General features: G+C 66.8%; 11 protein-coding genes. 8 read left to right on the plus strand and 3 right to left on the minus strand.

The window, feature by feature from the left end; all coding sequences use genetic code 11:
- The first annotated feature begins 846 nt into the window (after positions 1 to 846).
- The gene (locus ACFFII_RS10360; protein WP_377698815.1) at positions 847 to 1,923 is read left to right on the plus strand and encodes a siderophore-interacting protein; all 1,077 of its coding nucleotides are present in this window, start codon (positions 847 to 849) and stop codon (positions 1,921 to 1,923) included.
- Between the two features lie 21 nt (positions 1,924 to 1,944).
- On the opposite strand, the gene ACFFII_RS10365 is transcribed toward ACFFII_RS10360, so the two are convergent.
- The 3 genes from ACFFII_RS10365 to ACFFII_RS10375 all read right to left on the minus strand — a co-directional run bounded on the left by ACFFII_RS10365 (position 1,945) and on the right by ACFFII_RS10375 (position 7,275).
- Positions 1,945 to 3,156, minus strand: a complete 1,212-nt coding sequence (locus tag ACFFII_RS10365; RefSeq protein ID WP_377698817.1) for an MFS transporter — start codon at positions 3,154 to 3,156, stop codon at positions 1,945 to 1,947.
- Positions 3,156 to 5,243, minus strand: coding sequence for a TonB-dependent siderophore receptor (locus ACFFII_RS10370; RefSeq protein ID WP_377698818.1), 2,088 nt, complete (start codon positions 5,241 to 5,243; stop codon positions 3,156 to 3,158). Before ACFFII_RS10370 ends, ACFFII_RS10365 begins: the two co-directional genes overlap by 1 nt.
- Positions 5,244 to 5,805: 562 nt before the next feature.
- Positions 5,806 to 7,275 (minus strand): APC family permease, encoded by a 1,470-nt coding sequence (locus ACFFII_RS10375; RefSeq protein ID WP_377698819.1) that lies wholly within the window; start codon positions 7,273 to 7,275, stop codon positions 5,806 to 5,808.
- A 755-nt stretch (positions 7,276 to 8,030) separates the two neighbouring features.
- Between ACFFII_RS10375 and ACFFII_RS10380 the strand changes: the two genes are divergently transcribed.
- Genes ACFFII_RS10380 through ACFFII_RS10410 form a run of 7 tightly spaced genes read left to right on the plus strand, consistent with a single transcriptional unit; the run spans position 8,031 to position 16,015 of the window.
- On the plus strand, positions 8,031 to 8,120 hold the full coding sequence (locus tag ACFFII_RS10380; RefSeq protein WP_377698820.1) for a potassium-transporting ATPase subunit F: 90 nt from the start codon (positions 8,031 to 8,033) through the stop codon (positions 8,118 to 8,120).
- A gap of 1 nt (position 8,121) precedes the next feature.
- A complete protein-coding gene (gene kdpA / locus ACFFII_RS10385; RefSeq protein ID WP_377698821.1) occupies positions 8,122 to 9,807 on the plus strand; it encodes a potassium-transporting ATPase subunit KdpA in 1,686 nt (561 codons plus the stop codon).
- A gap of 25 nt (positions 9,808 to 9,832) precedes the next feature.
- Entirely contained in the window at positions 9,833 to 11,872 is a 2,040-nt protein-coding gene (gene kdpB, locus ACFFII_RS10390) for a potassium-transporting ATPase subunit KdpB (RefSeq protein WP_377698822.1), read from the plus strand.
- A 9-nt stretch (positions 11,873 to 11,881) separates the two neighbouring features.
- A complete protein-coding gene (gene kdpC / locus ACFFII_RS10395; protein WP_377698823.1) occupies positions 11,882 to 12,436 on the plus strand; it encodes a potassium-transporting ATPase subunit KdpC in 555 nt (184 codons plus the stop codon).
- Positions 12,437 to 12,445: 9 nt separating this feature from the next.
- Positions 12,446 to 15,139, plus strand: a complete 2,694-nt coding sequence (locus ACFFII_RS10400) for a DUF4118 domain-containing protein (RefSeq protein ID WP_377698824.1) — start codon at positions 12,446 to 12,448, stop codon at positions 15,137 to 15,139.
- Positions 15,132 to 15,833, plus strand: a complete 702-nt coding sequence (locus ACFFII_RS10405; protein WP_377698825.1) for a response regulator — start codon at positions 15,132 to 15,134, stop codon at positions 15,831 to 15,833. Before ACFFII_RS10400 ends, ACFFII_RS10405 begins: the two co-directional genes overlap by 8 nt.
- Before the next feature lie 2 nt (positions 15,834 to 15,835).
- Positions 15,836 to 16,015: a hypothetical protein gene (locus ACFFII_RS10410; protein ID WP_377698826.1), complete on the plus strand. Its 180-nt coding sequence runs from the start codon at positions 15,836 to 15,838 to the stop codon at positions 16,013 to 16,015.
- Positions 16,016 to 16,165: the final 150 nt, after the last annotated feature.

Raw genomic sequence — 16,165 nt, forward strand, 5'->3', positions numbered from 1 at the left:
ATGCGTCGACCCCTCGCAGCCACCGTCATGTTCTGGCTATGAAGACAATGGGTCCTGAGCCTAGCTTCGCCAAGACATGCCTTGCAGCCTCATCGGTGTTCACGACACAGGTGGCCGCCTAGCGCAGCTTCGACAACGGAATGGAGGCGCTCAAGGGGTAGAGGAAATACGCTGCATTGATGGACCCGCAGGCCCGCAAGCGCCAGCGCAACACGGCCTCCCAGCTGGCTCGAGCGGCTCAAATGCCCCGAATACTTCCAGCCTTCCGGGCAGGGGTCGGGCTTCACCTTTGAAGCTCACGAACTCGCGCTCGTCGCCTTCTTCGACGGTGTGGACCCCTACTCCTTTTGTGCCCAGAATCTCCTCCTTGCGCCCAAGGTTCTGGCCGCATGGGCCATCGGCGATGCCGTCTTGGGCAGGTCGGCAGATCCGTCGGAGGACTGGACTCCGATAAGCGCTCTTCTTGCATGGGATCCTACGCTCAAGCGCCTGGTCGATCGTTGTGAACGCGAACTGGTGACTCTCGGGAAGGTGATATGCGACGCAGTCGATCTGAGCACGGCATGGAGGTAGCAAGGGGCGGGAAGCGGACTGTAAGTGGTGCAGCATCGCAGAAGCGGACTGCCTTGGTGCGAACGTCCGTTCGTTCCGCAACCTAAAGCGTTACGGTGCTGAACTGCGCCTGGATCTCGCCTCGCTTACCGCTTCAACCTGCGGCCCCAAAGCTCTACCAGTGTGGATCTTCTGAGGGCAATCATGGAAGGCCTAGTTGCGGGCACTGTCTTGGGCTACATGGATGCCAAGCCACGCTTTGCCGCAGCCAGAAACCTCTGAACCGAGACCCTGATGCTGCACGCGCATACCCGGCTTGACCATCGTAACGGCGCCTCTGCCATGGTCCGCTTCGCGGCGGATCATCCGGAATACATCACAGGAGCGAAGGCAGGCCCTTGGCGGATGCAGATCCCGCTCGGCAGCTTCGAGGTGCGGCAGGATGGAGAGACGCTTTTCATTGCGGCAGCGGGGGGTGATCCCATCGGCCTCAGCTACATGAAGCTGATCTTCGTGGATCATATCCGTGAGTATCTTGCAGCGGAGGTGGAGCTTGAGTGGGAAGGCGATGGTCAGCGCCATGGCATCCCGCCGTTCTTCCGCGAGGCGCGGGTCACGGCAACGCGTCGCCTGACCCCCACGATGCAGCGCGTGACCTTCGCCGTCCCGAACCTGGAAGACCTGCCGCTGGACGAGCTTCACGTCCGTCTGCTGCTGCCCCCCGAGAGGCGCAGGGAAGACCTGCCGCCTGTCTGGCCGATGCTGACGGCGAGTGGTGCGCTGAGCTTTCCCACGGGCCCCGATACCTTGCTGGCTCGCGTCTATACCATCCGCCATGTCGATCGGGCACGGGGCGAGGTGGACATCGACTTCGTGCTTCATCCTGCCGCGGGACGATCGGCCGGAGATTGGGCTGCGACATGCCGGCCGGGCGACGTAGCAGGGCTGTTAGGCCCCGGCGGCGGGGCCATCCCTCAAGCGCCACGGTTGCTCTTGCTGGGGGACGAGACGGCGATGCCAGCCATCGCGCGCATGCTGGAGGCTGCCTCGCCTGACACCACCTGCGAGGCAATCATCGAGGTGGACGGCCCGGCAGATGAACAGGTTCTGGCCGGCCCGGTGGAGTGGCTGCATCGGCGTGGTGCCGCGGCTGGCACAACGCGGCTTCTCGTCGAGGCACTGGCCCGCCGACAGCCGTTCGATGATCTTTACGTCTGGGCCGGGTGCGAGTTCGACGCATTTCGCGAGATCCGCCGCCACGTTCGCTCGGTCTGGAAGATGCCGCGCGACCGGCACTTGGTTGCAGCCTACTGGCGGCGCGGGGTGGCCGGTGAAATGGCGGAAGAGCCGCACCACAGTTCGGCCGCCTGAAGGCAGGCGGCCGGGTTGTTCCTACAGGCGCAGGGCTGGGGCGGAGGTGATGGCCAGACGCCCGAGCATCAGGACTGCCAGGACGGGCAGGACGGCGCTGAGGCCAAAGAAGATGCCGTAACCCGCGCGCTGGGCAACGATCCCTGCGCCAATCCCCAGAACCATGCTCAGTGCGCCATCAAGGCACTGGAAGAGTGTGAAGTCGACCCCTCCCTGCCGCGGGTCCGACCACCGCATGAACTGCGCGTAAAGTGCAGTGAACCCGATGGCCGACAGCGCCGATCCGGAAAGAAGCGCGGCCGCGACCGGCAAGGCAGGTGGCAGCATGACCCCGGACCCGCTCAACGCCAAGCACAGCATCAGGATGGCCTGAGACATCAGGGCGCCGCTCATCGTTGTCCGCACGCCCCACCGCTGGACAGCGGCTCCGCCAAGGAGCGCACCCAGAAGCCCAAGAACCAGGCTGCCAAAGCCGTTGAGCAGGCCCACCATCTCAAGGGGGATGCCCATATCGATCAGGAAGGGTCCCAGCATCCCCAGGGACAGCTTCTGGGCGACGACAAAGATCGCCGTCAGCATCAGCCCTTGGCGAATATCGCGCCGGGCGAGCGCGCGGCGAAGGCTGGGCCGTGGGCCCTCGACCCGCGATGACGCGGACCCCCGTGCCGTCATGGCGAACCAGATCAGCAAGACAGCGACCAGCCCGGCCATGAACCAGACGGCCCCGGTCCATCCGATGCGGGCGACCATGACAAGAAGAAGCCCGGCACCGATCGCCGATCCGACATAAGCGCCGCCGACCTGCGCGGCGTTGCCCCAGCCGAGTTCAGCGCCGCGAAGCACGCCGACCGCATGGCCGTCCACGGCGATATCCGCGGTCGCGGTCGCAAGAGCCACGATCCCCAGCGCGACCAGCACCGGCAGCAGCGAATGGAGCGGCAGAAGGCCCGTGATCCCCAGCCCGGCCACAGCGACGCTTCCACCAATGGCCACGATCGCGGCGGTGCGGTTCGGGCGACCTGCCGGGAGACGCCAGGCCTCCACCCAGGGAGACCACAGGAACTTGAGCGCCCAGGGCAGGATCAGCAGCGACAGAAGCCCGATCCGGTCGAGCGGCAGTCCCTGGTCGCGCAGGACGGCGGGCAGGCCGCCCCAAGTCAGCCCGCCGATCACACTCTGGGCAATATAGGCGGCCCAGAGACCTCCCAGCAGTGGAAGCCTTGCAGCACCCATCAGAACCGGCGCCGCAGGCTGGCCGTCCAGGTGCGGCCCTCGTCCTCGTAGCAGTAGCCAGCGGTGCAGACGGCCTTCTGCGTGTCGAAGACGTTCTTCACGTTCAGCTGCATCTGGACGCCCGGAACCTGCGGAAGGTCATAGTCCACCGCCATATCGACAAAGGCGCGGTCCTCGTTGGTCAGCGTGTTCTGGTCGTCGCCGTAGCTTTCCCCGACATAGCGGACTCCGGCCCCCAGCCCGAGCCCGGCCAACGGACCATCCTGGAAGTCGTATTTGCCCCAGACCGACAGCACGTCGTTCGGGGTGCCCGACAGTTCCTTGCCGACGGTTCCGGCGGCACCTTCCTCGATCTTCACACGCTGATGCGTGTAGCTCGCGATGGTGGACCAGCCGTTGTCCCAGTTCGCGGCCAGCTCCAGCTCCACCCCGCGGCTGTTCATGTCCAGCTGGCGCTGCTTGTTGCGCCCGCTCGAGGCATCCAGCACCACGCCATCCCGCTGGTCGATGTCGAAGAGGGCGGCGCTGAACAGCAGGTTCGTGCCCTCGGGCGCGTATTTCAGGCCGATCTCGCGCTGGGTGGCGCGGGTCGGTTCGGCGGGACGGGAGACCTCGGTCGTCACGTCGTCATAGACCACGCCCAGGTTCGGCGCGAAGGACGTGGACAGGTTGGCATAGGCGACCAGCCCCGAAGGCCAGTGATAGCTGACCCCCAGCCGGCCCGAGCGGCCGCTGTCGGTCTGCTCGCTTTCGCTGCGGTCGGCGGCGGTCGAGGTCGTCTCGACGCGGTCGTAGCGCAGGCTCGCGAAGAGGCGCCAGTTGTCCCAGCTCATCTGGTCATGCAGGTAGATGCCGGTCTGTTTCGTGTCCTGCGCGTTCGCGAAGGGCACGTCCTGCGCCGCCGTATCCGCCGCCGAGACATAGCCGAGCAGGCTGTAGGCCTCATAGTCGGCATGGGTGATGTCGATCCCGGCCAGCACCTCGTGCTCGATGGCGCCACTCGTGCCGTTCCATTGCAGTGCGGTATCGGCCGTCGCGGTGTCCACCTTCTCGAGGTAATGGCCCCAGTAGCGCGCCAGCGTGCCGCCCGCCGGATAATGGCCGCTGTATTCCAGGTCGGCATCCACCTGCGACAGCCGCGCCGAATGGCGCAGCGTCCAGGCGTCGGTCAGGCGATGCTCGATCTCGTAGCTCAGGCGCCACTGGTCCTGCTTGAAGTCGTTGTAGTCGGGGTCGCCCTCGTAAAGGTCCGAGACCACGCCATAGGCCGGGTTGTAGAAGGCCGCCGTGCCCCCGGTCAGCGAGCGCGACCATTCCGCCAGCAGCGTGGCGCGGGTGGTGCCGTTGTCGAAGCTCAGCGCCGGGGCGAGATAGGTCTTGTCATCGGCATAGCCGGGCAGGTCGGTGTTGGCCTCACGGTAAAGCCCGGTCAGGCGGAAGGCGAAGCGGTCGTCCGCCAGCGGGCCGGACCAGTCGCCCGCGATCTGGGCGCGGTCGTTGCCGCCGGTCGTCGCCTCGATCTCGCGGAAGCGCTCGTCCTTGGGGCGCTTGGTGACGATGTTGACGATGCCGCCCGGTCCGCTGACGCCATAAAGCGACGAGGCCGGCCCCTTCAGCAGGGCGATCCCCTCGATGCCGTAGGGCTCGATCTTGTAAAGCGCGGTCGGCGCGTTGAACTGGCGCAGCCCGTCGCGGAAGACGCCGTTGTAGAAGGCGGGAAAGCCGCGCAGCGTGAAGGCGTCGAAGCGGCTGTCGAAGCCGTAGTTGTTGGGATTGGCGCTGGCCGAATAGCTCAGCGTCTCGTTCAGGGTGCGCGGGCGCTGGTCCTCGATCTGGTCCTGGGTGACGATGGTCACCGCCTGCGGGATCTCGGCCACCGGGGTGTCGAGCTTCGTCGCCTGGCGCGAGATCGTGGCGACATAGCCCGACTGACTGAGCGTCTGGTCGCTTTCGGCCTCGATCACCACCGTATCGAGGACGACCGCTTCCTGCGCGGCGGCAGGCCACGCGACGCTGACCAGCAGCAGAGCACGAAAGGGCGCCCTGAACAGGGCAGGCACACGGACGTCGCTTGAAGATACTTGCATGATGAGTTCCAGCCAGCAGGGAGCGGGATCCTCTGATCCCGGATCGTGGTGTCGCTGGCGGAAGCTGGCGGATGTCCGTGCTTTATCGAAGTCGGGGGACCAGTCAACTGTCGTTATGCGGATGGGTGGGATCCGCGTGAGAGGCTGGTCTCTTGGCTATTGTTTACGGCCCTCATCGAGATGTCGCGACGTGCCGCTGTGCCATGGTCAGCCTTGCAATTTACCGTCCTAAGGTCGCGCTAGGGATGATCACCCGGCGCTCGGTCCCTGCAGGCCGGGGGGCGGGATGGCCTCGGCGTCGGGAGCGCGGCCGTAGTGGCGGAGGAGGCGCATGATTGGTGTCACCGTCAGCCCGTGTAGGAGGGGCGAGACCAAGATCACCAATCCCGCAATGGTCCACAGGTGCTCGCCGCTCTCGAACTCCATGTGGTTGAGCCCATAGGCCAGGTAAGTAGATCGAGCCCACGCCGCGGATGCCGATGTGAGCGGCCGGTTTGAAGAAGCTGCTGTGCAGCATGCGACCAGACACGAAAGGCAGCTGCTTTGGGCTGCTGTCTACCCTCTAGTTCCTTGGGGCGTCACCATGATGCTCTCGCATCTGGTCCACATTGCCCAGGCTGCCGGGATGGGGTCTCTGGCGCAGCACCCTGTTCCACAACCAGGTCGCCGCCCACAGGACCAAGCCTATGGCAAGTAGCCATCCTGCGATGCGATACTGGTCCATCTGCGCCGCGCTTCTCGCCCAAGGACCGGCCAGGAAGGCGCAGGTCGCCGCACCGATCCAGGGCAGGATGGAGGGCGCGCGGAAATGGGCATGGCCCACAGGGTGCCTGCGCAGCACGATGAGCGAGATGTTGACGATGGTGAAGACGCAGAGCAGCAACAGCGACGTCGTTCCTCCCAGCAGGCTGACGGCCGGCATGTCAGAGCGCGTGACAACGAAGTAGATCAGTCCGAAGGCCAGCGCCGTCGTGAAGAGGATCGCCACCCAGGGCGTGCGGCGGGTGTGATGGACCAGCCCGAGGCCATGCGGCAGCACCCCTTGGCGCGCCAGCCCATAGATCAGCCTGCTGGCCATCAGCATGTTGATGAGCGCGGAGTTCGCCACCGCAAACATGCCGATGAAGGGAAAGATCGTATCGAAAGGCAGGTTGGGAGCCCCCGCGCGCACCACCTGCGTCAGGGCAGAGCCCTTGTCGGGGTCGGACAGATCGCCCACGGGCACCAGAGCCACGGCGCAGATCGACACGAGGATGTAGATGACGCCCGTTATCGCCAGACCGGTCAGCATGATCCGCGGGAAGATGCGGACAGGGTCCTTGACCTCCTCGGCCATGTTGACCGAATCCTCGAAGCCGACCATCGCGAAGAACGCCAGCGCAGTGGCGGCGGTCAGGGACAGAAAGGCGCCCTTTTCCTCGGAGGACTGGAAGACCATCACTTCTGAGAAATCGGCGCGGCCTTGGGCCATGGCATAGAAGCCGACAAAGATGATCATCAGCAGGCCCGTCAGTTCCACGCAGGTCAGGACGACGTTCGCCTTGACGCTTTCGCCCACGCCGCGCAGGTTGATCACTGCGACAAGCGCCATGAAGCCAAGGGCAATCAGCAAGATGCCGGCGCTGCCCCTCGTGAAGCCCAGACCGAAGCCGTCGTTCAAAAAGCCCGCAAAGGCATTCGATGCGGTCGAGGCCGAGGTGATGCCGGAACACATCACGGTAAAGGCCACCAGGAATGTCAGGAAATGGATGCCGAAGGCGCGATGCGCGTAAAGCGCGGCCCCTGCCGCCTGCGGATAGCGCGTGACCAGTTCCAGATAGGAAACGGCCGTGATGGTTGCGACCAGGAAGGCCACGAGGAACGGCGCCCAGGCGGCACCCCCGACCTCGGCCGCGACGGTGCCGGTCAGGGCGTAGACGCCTGTCCCAAGGATGTCGCCGACGATGAACAGCAACAACAGCTTCGGGCCCATGACGCGGTGCAGTTCAGGCTGATGTGGTGTGGTGGCCCCGGTCGGATATGCGTCAGACATATCGCCCCCCAAACTGGCTTCCGTTCAAGAATGTGCGCCAAGCTGGACGGCGGCAAGAAAATTCACCTGCGATCCCGGAATCTCCGCTCGGCGAGAGCGGGTCGTTCGATCAAGCGAGACATGTCGGAAGGCACGGGTCGCCTCCACGTCATCGGCATAACGTGTTCTTCCGCCGACGGGTAATCCAGTGGCAGCATCTCCCGCGCTGCTCAGGTTGCCGCCATCAGGTGCCGCAGCGGACATGAGCAACCGTATCGAAGAAGCCACAGTGAAGCACAGCGGCTAGGTGGCCGTCCTCGAGTTAGGGCGGACTCTAATCGGCGGTGGAGGAAAAATCCCATGGCAGGTCAGCGCCATCACGTCAGGCTGCACCAAGGCGGCGAGGACATGTTTCCTGTCAGCCGTCCCCCACAGAAGGCGGGATCTCACGAGACATGACAGAGAGGATCGGGCAGGCCATGGCAGCCTGCCCTGTCACGCTTGCGTGGTGATAGGCGCCTGCGTTCAAGCACGTGTGCTGATGATCCCGGAACAGGCACCATTTCGGTAACCGCTCTCACCTGCTTTACGCCGGCTTTACGCTCTTCCACCGCTTCGACATGGCATCTTTACGGCACCTCCGCTCATCTCTGCCTCATCAATGCAGACAGGAGGCTATCGTGCTGCCAGACGTCCTTTTCATCGGCGGGGGCCTGCTGGTCTTCGCAGTAGCGGGGTTGGCGGTGGTTGCCGCCAACCGGCTGTGAGGCGCGGACATGGATCTTGACCTCATCCTCGGCGCGGGCCTCGCGGGCGTGCTGCTGATCTATTTCGTGATCGCCCTTATCCTTCCCGAAAGGTTCTGACATGGCCGGCGATCTGACCTACTTCGCCCTGTTCCTGGCGGGGCTGACGCTGCTCGGCATGCTGGTCGGCCCCTACATGGCGCGGGTCTTTACCGGGCAAATCCGGATTCTTGCACCGGTCGAAACCGCGCTTTATCGCCTGGCCGGCGTCGAGGGGCGAGGGCAGCGCTGGACCGCCTATGTGGCGGGCGTGCTGCTGTTCAATGCCACGGGCTTCGTGCTGCTCTATCTGGTCCTTCGGCTTCAGGGATATCTGCCCTTCAACCCCCAGGGCTTCGGCGCGATGGAGCCGGGCCAAGCCTTCAACACCGCCGTCAGCTTCATGACCAACACCAACTGGCAAAGCTACGGCGGAGAGACGACCGTCAGCCATTTCACGCAGATGTTCGGCCTGACGGTGCAGAACTTTGTCTCGGCCGCGACCGGCATCGCGGTCGCGGTGGCGGTGGTGCGGGGACTGGCCGCGCGTTCGGCGGCCGACCTCGGGAACTTCTGGGTCGATCTGACGCGCGCGACGCTGTATCTGCTACTGCCCGGCGCGATCCTCATCACGCTGGTGCTGGTCTGGCAAGGAATGCCGCAGACGCTGGCGGGGTCGGTTACCGCGATCACGCTGGAAGGCGCGCAGCAGGTCATCGCCCAGGGGCCGGTCGCCAGCCAAGCGGCGATCAAGATGCTGGGCACCAACGGCGGCGGGTTCTTCAACGCCAATGCTGCGCATCCCTACGAGAACCCGACGGCGCTGACCAACCTCGTCCAGATCTACGCGATCCTGATCATTCCGGCGGCCTTCCCCTTCTTCTTCGGCCGCATGGTCGGTGAACGGCGGCAGGGCTGGGCGATCTTCGCCGCCATGAGCACGATGTTCGTGGCCGTCCTGCTGGCCGCCTATTTCGCCGAGGCCGCGGGCAATCCGCTGCACGCGGGTCTGTCGGAACCCGGCGCCAGCATGGAAGGCAAGGAAACCCGCTTCGGCCTGGCGCAGACGGTGCTGTTCGTCGTGGCCACCACCGTCGTCTCCTGCGGGGCGGTCAACGCCATGCACGACAGCCTGATGGCCCTGGGCGGCATGATTCCGCTGTTCAACATGCTGCTGGGCGAGATCATCTATGGCGGCGTCGGCGCCGGCTTCTACGGCATGGTGCTGTATGTCGTGCTGACCGTGTTCCTCGCCGGGCTGATGGTCGGGCGCACGCCCGAGTGGCTCGGCAAGAAGATCGAGGCGCGCGAGATGAAGCTGGCGGCGCTGACGCTGCTGGTCATGCCGGTAGGGGTGTTGGTGCTGTCGGCAGCCTCGATCCTGACCGGCGACGCAACCTCGTCGGCGCAGGACCAGGGACCGCACGGCCTGACCGAGCTGATCTACGCCTACACCTCGGGCACGGCCAACAACGGCTCGGCCTTTGCGGGTTTCGGCGCCAACACGACCTGGCACAATACCATGATCGGGCTGGCGATGATGATCGGACGCTGGGGCTATATCATCCCAGTCCTGGCCATCGCTGGCAGCCTGGCGGCCAAGCCGCGCGCCCCGACGACGGCCGGGACGTTCCCGACCCACGGCCCGGCCTTCACCGTGCTGCTGGTCGTCACCATCCTGATCGTCGGCGCCCTGACCTTCCTGCCCGTCTTGGCCCTTGGCCCGATCGCCGAGCATGTCTCGATCGTGGCCGGCCGGACCTTCTGAACAGTCGCCCTTCCGAGGAACCATGATGTCGAAACATGAGAAAGCCGAGATCGGGCTGTTTGCGCCCGAGATCCTCAGGCCCGCCGCCGCCGCGGCCTTCCGCAAGCTCGACCCGCGCAGCTTGGCACACAACCCGGTGATCTTTGCCACCGGCCTTGTGGCGCTGGTGACGACACTGCTGGTCGCGGTCCACTGGGGCGAGCCCGGCAGCGGCGTCGCCCTGCAGATCGCGCTGTGGCTGTGGGCGACGGTGCTGTTCGCCAATTTCGCCGAAGCCGTGGCCGAAGGGCGCGGAAAGGCCCGCGCCGACGCCTTCCGCGCCACCCGGTCCACCGCAAAGGCCAGGACGCTGCTGGACCCCGCCCGCCGCGATCTGTTCGAGCTGCAGGACGTGGACCAGCTGGAGGTGGGCGAGGTGATCCTTGTCGAGGCGGGTGACATCGTACCCACCGACGGCGAGGTGATCGAGGGCGTGGCCTCGGTCGATGAAAGCGCCATCACCGGGGAATCGGCGCCGGTGATCCGGGAATCGGGCGGCGACCGCTCGTCCCTGACCGGCGGCACGCGGCTGGTCAGCGACTGGCTGGTTGTGCGCGTCACCGCGAAACCGGGCGAGACGTTCCTCGACCGCATGATCTCGCTGGTCGAAGGCGCCAAGCGCCACAAGACCCCCAACGAGATCGCGCTGAACATCCTGCTCGCGGGCCTTAGCCTCGTGTTCCTGCTGGTCGTCGCCACCCTGCCGGTGTTCGCGGGCTGGTCGGGGACCGACATTCCGGTGGTTTATCTGGCGGCGCTGTTCGTCACCCTGATCCCGACCACCATAGGCGGCCTTCTGTCGGCTATCGGCATCGCCGGGATGGACCGGCTGGTGAAGGCCAATGTCATCGCCAAGTCCGGCCGCGCGGTCGAGGCGGCGGGTGACATCGACGTGCTGCTGCTTGACAAGACCGGCACCATCACCTTCGGCAACCGCATGGCCGATGAATTCCTGCCGGTGCCGGGCGTGAGCCCGCGGGAGGTGGCCGAGGCCGCCTGGCTGTCGTCGCTGGCCGACGAAACCCCCGAGGGCAAGTCCACCGTCGCGCTGGCGGTGCAGCAGTACGGCTTTGCCGAGGGCGCGCTGCGGCAGGGCGCAAGCTTTGTCACCTTTACCGCGCAGACGCGCATGTCGGGCGTGGACCTTGTGGACGGCACTGCCATCCGCAAGGGCGCTGCGGACGCCATGGCGCGCGCCTTTCCGCAAGGCGGCGCGGGGGCGGCGGAACCCATCGTGCGCCGCATTGCCATGTCGGGCGGCACGCCGCTGCTGGTCGCGCGCGACGGTCGGGTGCTGGGCGTCATCCACCTCAAGGACATCGTCAAGCCCGGCATCCGCGAGCGCTTTGCCGACTTGCGGCGCATGGGCATCCGCACGGTGATGATCACCGGCGACAATCCTCTGACCGCGGCCGCCATCGCCGCCGAGGCGGGCGTGGACGACTTCCTGGCCGAGGCCACACCCGAGCGGAAGCTGGATTATATCCGGTCCGAACAGGCGCAGGGGCGGCTGGTCGCCATGTGCGGGGACGGCAGCAACGACGCCCCGGCGCTGGCGCAGGCCGACGTGGGCGTCGCCATGAACAGCGGCACCCCGGCGGCCAAAGAGGCCGGGAACCTGGTCGATCTGGACAGCGACCCGACCAAGCTGATCGAGATCGTCATGGTCGGCAAGCAGCTGCTGATCTCGCGCGGCGCGCTGACGACCTTCAGCATCGCCAACGATGTGGCCAAGTATTTCGCCATCCTGCCGGCGCTGTTCATCGCCGCCTATCCCGGGCTTGCGGCGCTGGACATCATGGGGCTTGGCACGCCGCAGTCGGCGATCCTGTCGGCGATCATCTTCAACGCGCTGGTGATCGTCGCGCTGATCCCGCTGGCGCTGCGCGGGGTGCGATACCGCCCCGCCTCGGCCGGCGCCCTGCTGTCGCGCAACCTGCTCGTCTACGGTCTGGGCGGCCTTGTCGCCCCGTTCATCGGCATCAAGTTGATCGACATGATCGTCGATCTGGCGCATCTGGCGTGAGGTGACACAATGTTCTCGCAACTCCGTCCGGCCCTGACGATGGTGGGCGCTTTCTCGGTCCTGCTGGGCCTGGGCTATCCGCTGGCGATGACCGGGATCGCTCAGGCAGTGATGCCCGCCCAGGCTGACGGATCGCTGATCCGGCAGGGCGACCGGGTCATTGGCGCGGCCCTGATCGGCCAGGACTTCACCCGGCAGGAATACCTTCATGGCCGTCCTTCCGCGACCGATCCGGCCTATAATGCGGCGTCGTCAACCGGCTCGAATTTCGGCCCCAGCAGCGCTGCCTCGACCGAGCAGGTGAAGGCGCGCGCGGCTGCCTTCGGCGGGGCGCCAGTGCCGTCAGAGATGGCGACGGCCTCGGCCTCCGGGCTCGATCCGCATGTCTCGCTGGAAGGCGCGTTACGGCAGGTGCCACGCATCGCCGCCGCGCGCGGGATCGAGCCGGGTGCCGTGGAAGCGGCGATCCGGTCCGCCGTGACGGGTCCGGCTTTCGGCTTCGTGGGGGCGCCGATCGTGAACGTGCTGCGCGCCAATCTTGCGCTGGACGCGGAACGCGGCTGACCTGCCAGGATGACCGAGAAACCCCGCCCCGCCCCCGAAAGCTTCCTGGCCGAAGCGAACGTCGAAGCCGGGAACGCCGGGCGAGGCCGGCTGAAGATCTTCCTCGGGGCCTCGCCCGGCGTCGGCAAGACCTACGCCATGCTGGAAGAAGCCATCGCCCGCGCGAAGGCCGGCACCGACGTGACGGTGGCCCTGGCGGAAACCCACGGCCGCCCCGAAACCGCGGCGCTGCTGGCGCAACTGGATCAGCTGCCGCGCCGAATTATTACCTACCGCGGCCGGCAGATGACCGAGATGGACCTGGACGGCCTGCTGGCCCGCCGCCCGCAACTGGCGCTGATCGACGAGCTGGCGCATTCCAATGTCCCCGGCGCGCGCCATCCCAAGCGCTGGCAGGATGTCGAGGAGGTTCTGGCGGCGGGCATCGACGTCTACTCCACGCTCAACATCCAGCATATCGAGAGCCTGAACGACGTTGTGGCCCGCATCACCGGCGTCCGCGTGCAGGAGACGGTGCCCGACGCCGCCCTGCAGATGGCCGACGAGATCAAGCTGATCGACCTGCCGCCCGAGGACCTGATCCAGCGGATGCGCGAGGGCAAGGTCTACATGCCCGCCGAAGCCGGGCGGGCGCTGATGAACTTCTTCTCGAAGCCGAACCTGATGGCGCTGCGGGAACTGGCGCTGCGGACGGCGGCGAGCCGGGTCGACGCCGAGATGCTGGCCCTTGCGCGGGGTGCGGCGCGGCCGGTGACTGCGCAGGACAGGCTGATGGTCTGCCTCGATGACCCGGCAGCAGCCAAGACCCTGGTGCGCGCCGGGCGCCGGATGACGGACCGCGCCCGCATCCCGTGGCTGGCCGCGACCGTCGTCACCCCCGCCGTCGAACGCCGCGGCCCGCAGGCGCACGCGGCCATGGTTGATGCGCTGGCCCTGGCCGAGCGGCTGGGCGCCGAGACGCTGACCCTGCGGGCCGAGGGGGATCTGGCGGCGGAGCTGATCGCTGCCGCCCGCCGGCAGAACGTCACCCGGCTGATCGTGGGCCGGCGGAAGCGGCCCGGCTGGCGCGACAGGCTTGCGTCCCGCCTACGGCCGCCCGCATGGGAGCGCTTGCTCGACCTCGGCTCCGAGTTCGAGATCACGGTGCTGACCGCCGACGCCGACCGCACTCCGCCGGTGGCCGCGCCCCGGTCCGACGGCCCCGGCTGGACGCGTCCGCTGGCCGAGGCGGCCGCAGTGACGGCGCTGGCCACCTTGGTCTCCTGGCCACTGTTCCATCTGCTGCCCGTCGCCTCGCTGGCCGTCATCTACCTGGTCGGCGTCCTCAGCGTCGGGATGCGTCAGGGAACGGCGGGGGCGATCGCCGCCAGCGTGCTGGGCTTTCTCGCCTACAACTTCTTCTTCACCCGGCCCTTCTTCTCGTTCGCGGTGGCGCAGCACGAGTCGGTTGTCGCGTTGCTGGTCTTCACCGTTTCGGCGCTGTTCACCGGCAGTCTCGCTGGCCGGCTGAAGCGCCAGATCGAGTTCATGCGCGTCAACCAGGACCTCACCGAGACGCTTTACGACTTTTCGCGCAAGATCGCCTCGGCCAGCACCACCGACGATGTCCTCTGGGCAGGGGTCGCGCATATCGCCCGGACGCTGGAATGCCATTCGCTGATCCTGATGCCCGACGGTGCCGGCAGCCTGCGGCAGGTGCAGGGCTTTCCCTCCATCGAGGAGGATCTGGACCCGGCCTCCGAGTCCGCCGCCCTCTGGTCATGGCAGCGCAACGCTCTCGCAGGGGCCGGAACCGACACGCTGCCCGCCGCGCCCTGGACGTTCGTGCCCCTGACCACGCAGGGCGCGCCGCTGGGGGTGTTCGGCCTGCGCTTCGTGGACCCGAACCGGCGACTCGATCCCGAAACCCGCCGGTTGCTGACCGCCGTCGAAAACCAGGTCGCTGTCGCGGTCGAACGCATCAAGGTCGAAGCCGACCTGGAACAGGCGCGCCTGACCACCGAGACCGAGAAGCTGCGCGCCGCGCTGCTCAACAGCGTCAGCCACGATCTGCGCACGCCGCTGGTGACGGTGATCGGCTCGCTGTCGGCGGTGGCCGAGGGCGGCCTGCCGCCCGCGCAGGACCAGGCCCTGGTCGGGCAGGCCTTGGATGAGGCACGGCGGCTGGACCGCCTGATCGGCAACCTGCTGACCATGACCCGGCTGGGGCACGGCGCGCTGAAGCCCCGCCGGACTGCGTGCGACCTGGGCGAGCTTGTCGGGCGGGCGCGCGCCGACCTCGGAGCCGCGCTGGAGCGGTTCGAGGTCCGCACCGACCTTCCCGCCGACCTGCCGCCGGTCATGGTCGATCCGGTCCTGATCGGCCAGGCGCTGGTGAACCTGCTCGAGAACGCGACGAAGTTCGCACCAGAGGGATCGACGATCCGCGTCGCCGCGGAGCCAGCGGGAAACGACGTGGCGCTGACCGTCGCCGATGAAGGGCCGGGCATCCCGGAGACCGAGCGGACCCGGGTGTTCGACCTCTTTCACCGCGCGGTGCAGGGCGACGGTCAGCCGGCGGGAACCGGCATGGGCCTCGCCATCGTCAAGGGCATGGTCGAGGCGAACGGCGGCCGGGCCGAAGCGGTCGCGCCGCCGGACGGCCGCGGCGCGATGTTCCGCCTGATCTTGCCCGTTGCGGTCGAGGCGCCCGCCCATGCCTGACGCCCTGCGCCTGCTGGTCATTGAGGACGAGGCGCCGATCCGGCGCTTTCTGCGCATCGTCCTTGAGGGCGCGGGCTACGCCATGGACGAGGCCGCCCGCGGCCGCGAGGGTATCGAACGCGCGGCGACCGGCGCCCCGCAGGTTGTGCTGCTGGACCTCGGTCTGCCCGACATGGACGGCAAGGCGGTCATCACCGCCATCCGCGGCTGGTCGGAGGTGCCGATCCTGGTGCTTTCGGTCCGCTCGGCCGAAGCCGAGATCATCGCCGCCCTGGACGCGGGCGCCGACGATTTCATGACGAAGCCCTTCGCCACGGGTGAACTGCTCGCCCGCATCCGGGCGCTGTGCCGCAGGCGGAGCGAAGACGCCGGGCAGCCCGCCACGGCCGTGCTGGGCAACCTGACCATCGACTTCGCGCGGCGCACGGTCCGGCAGGAGGGCCGGGAGGTTCGCCTTACGCGCAAGGAGTTCGACGTGCTGGCCCTTCTGGCGCGCGGCCAGGGCCGCCTGCTCACCCACGCGCAGATCCTGTCGGTGGTCTGGGGGCCGGCGCATGTCGAGGACAGCCACTATCTGCGCATCGCCATCGCCCATCTGCGCGACAAGCTGGGCGACGACGCCTCCAGCCCGCGGCTGATCTTCACCGAGCCGGGGATTGGATACCGGATTGCGGGCACCGATTCTTCAAGCTGAACATGGTGCCGCCGAAAACCGAACCCATTGTTGACGATGCTGAAAAGGAAACTTGCCGCTCACCGCTGAAGTTTACAGCATTTCGCAACCGCTTGGAAATACCGTCGCCGCAAGAATCAGGAATTGACGATACAATGACCGGCGTACCGGAGGCGAGGCAGGCCGAGGACATGTCCACCTAGGCTCAGGACCCATTGTCTTCATAGCCAGAACATGACGGTGGCTGCGAGGGGTCGACGCATGCGTCGACGGCTGACGGGAAGACCTTCGGGCATCTGTCGTATCGGGTTGCCATGCGCCGCCAGTCTTTCAGGCGGCCGAACATGATCCCG

Origin of the sequence: Paracoccus niistensis, from assembly GCF_042432925.1 — a bacterium.
Lineage (GTDB): Bacteria > Pseudomonadota > Alphaproteobacteria > Rhodobacterales > Rhodobacteraceae > Paracoccus > Paracoccus niistensis.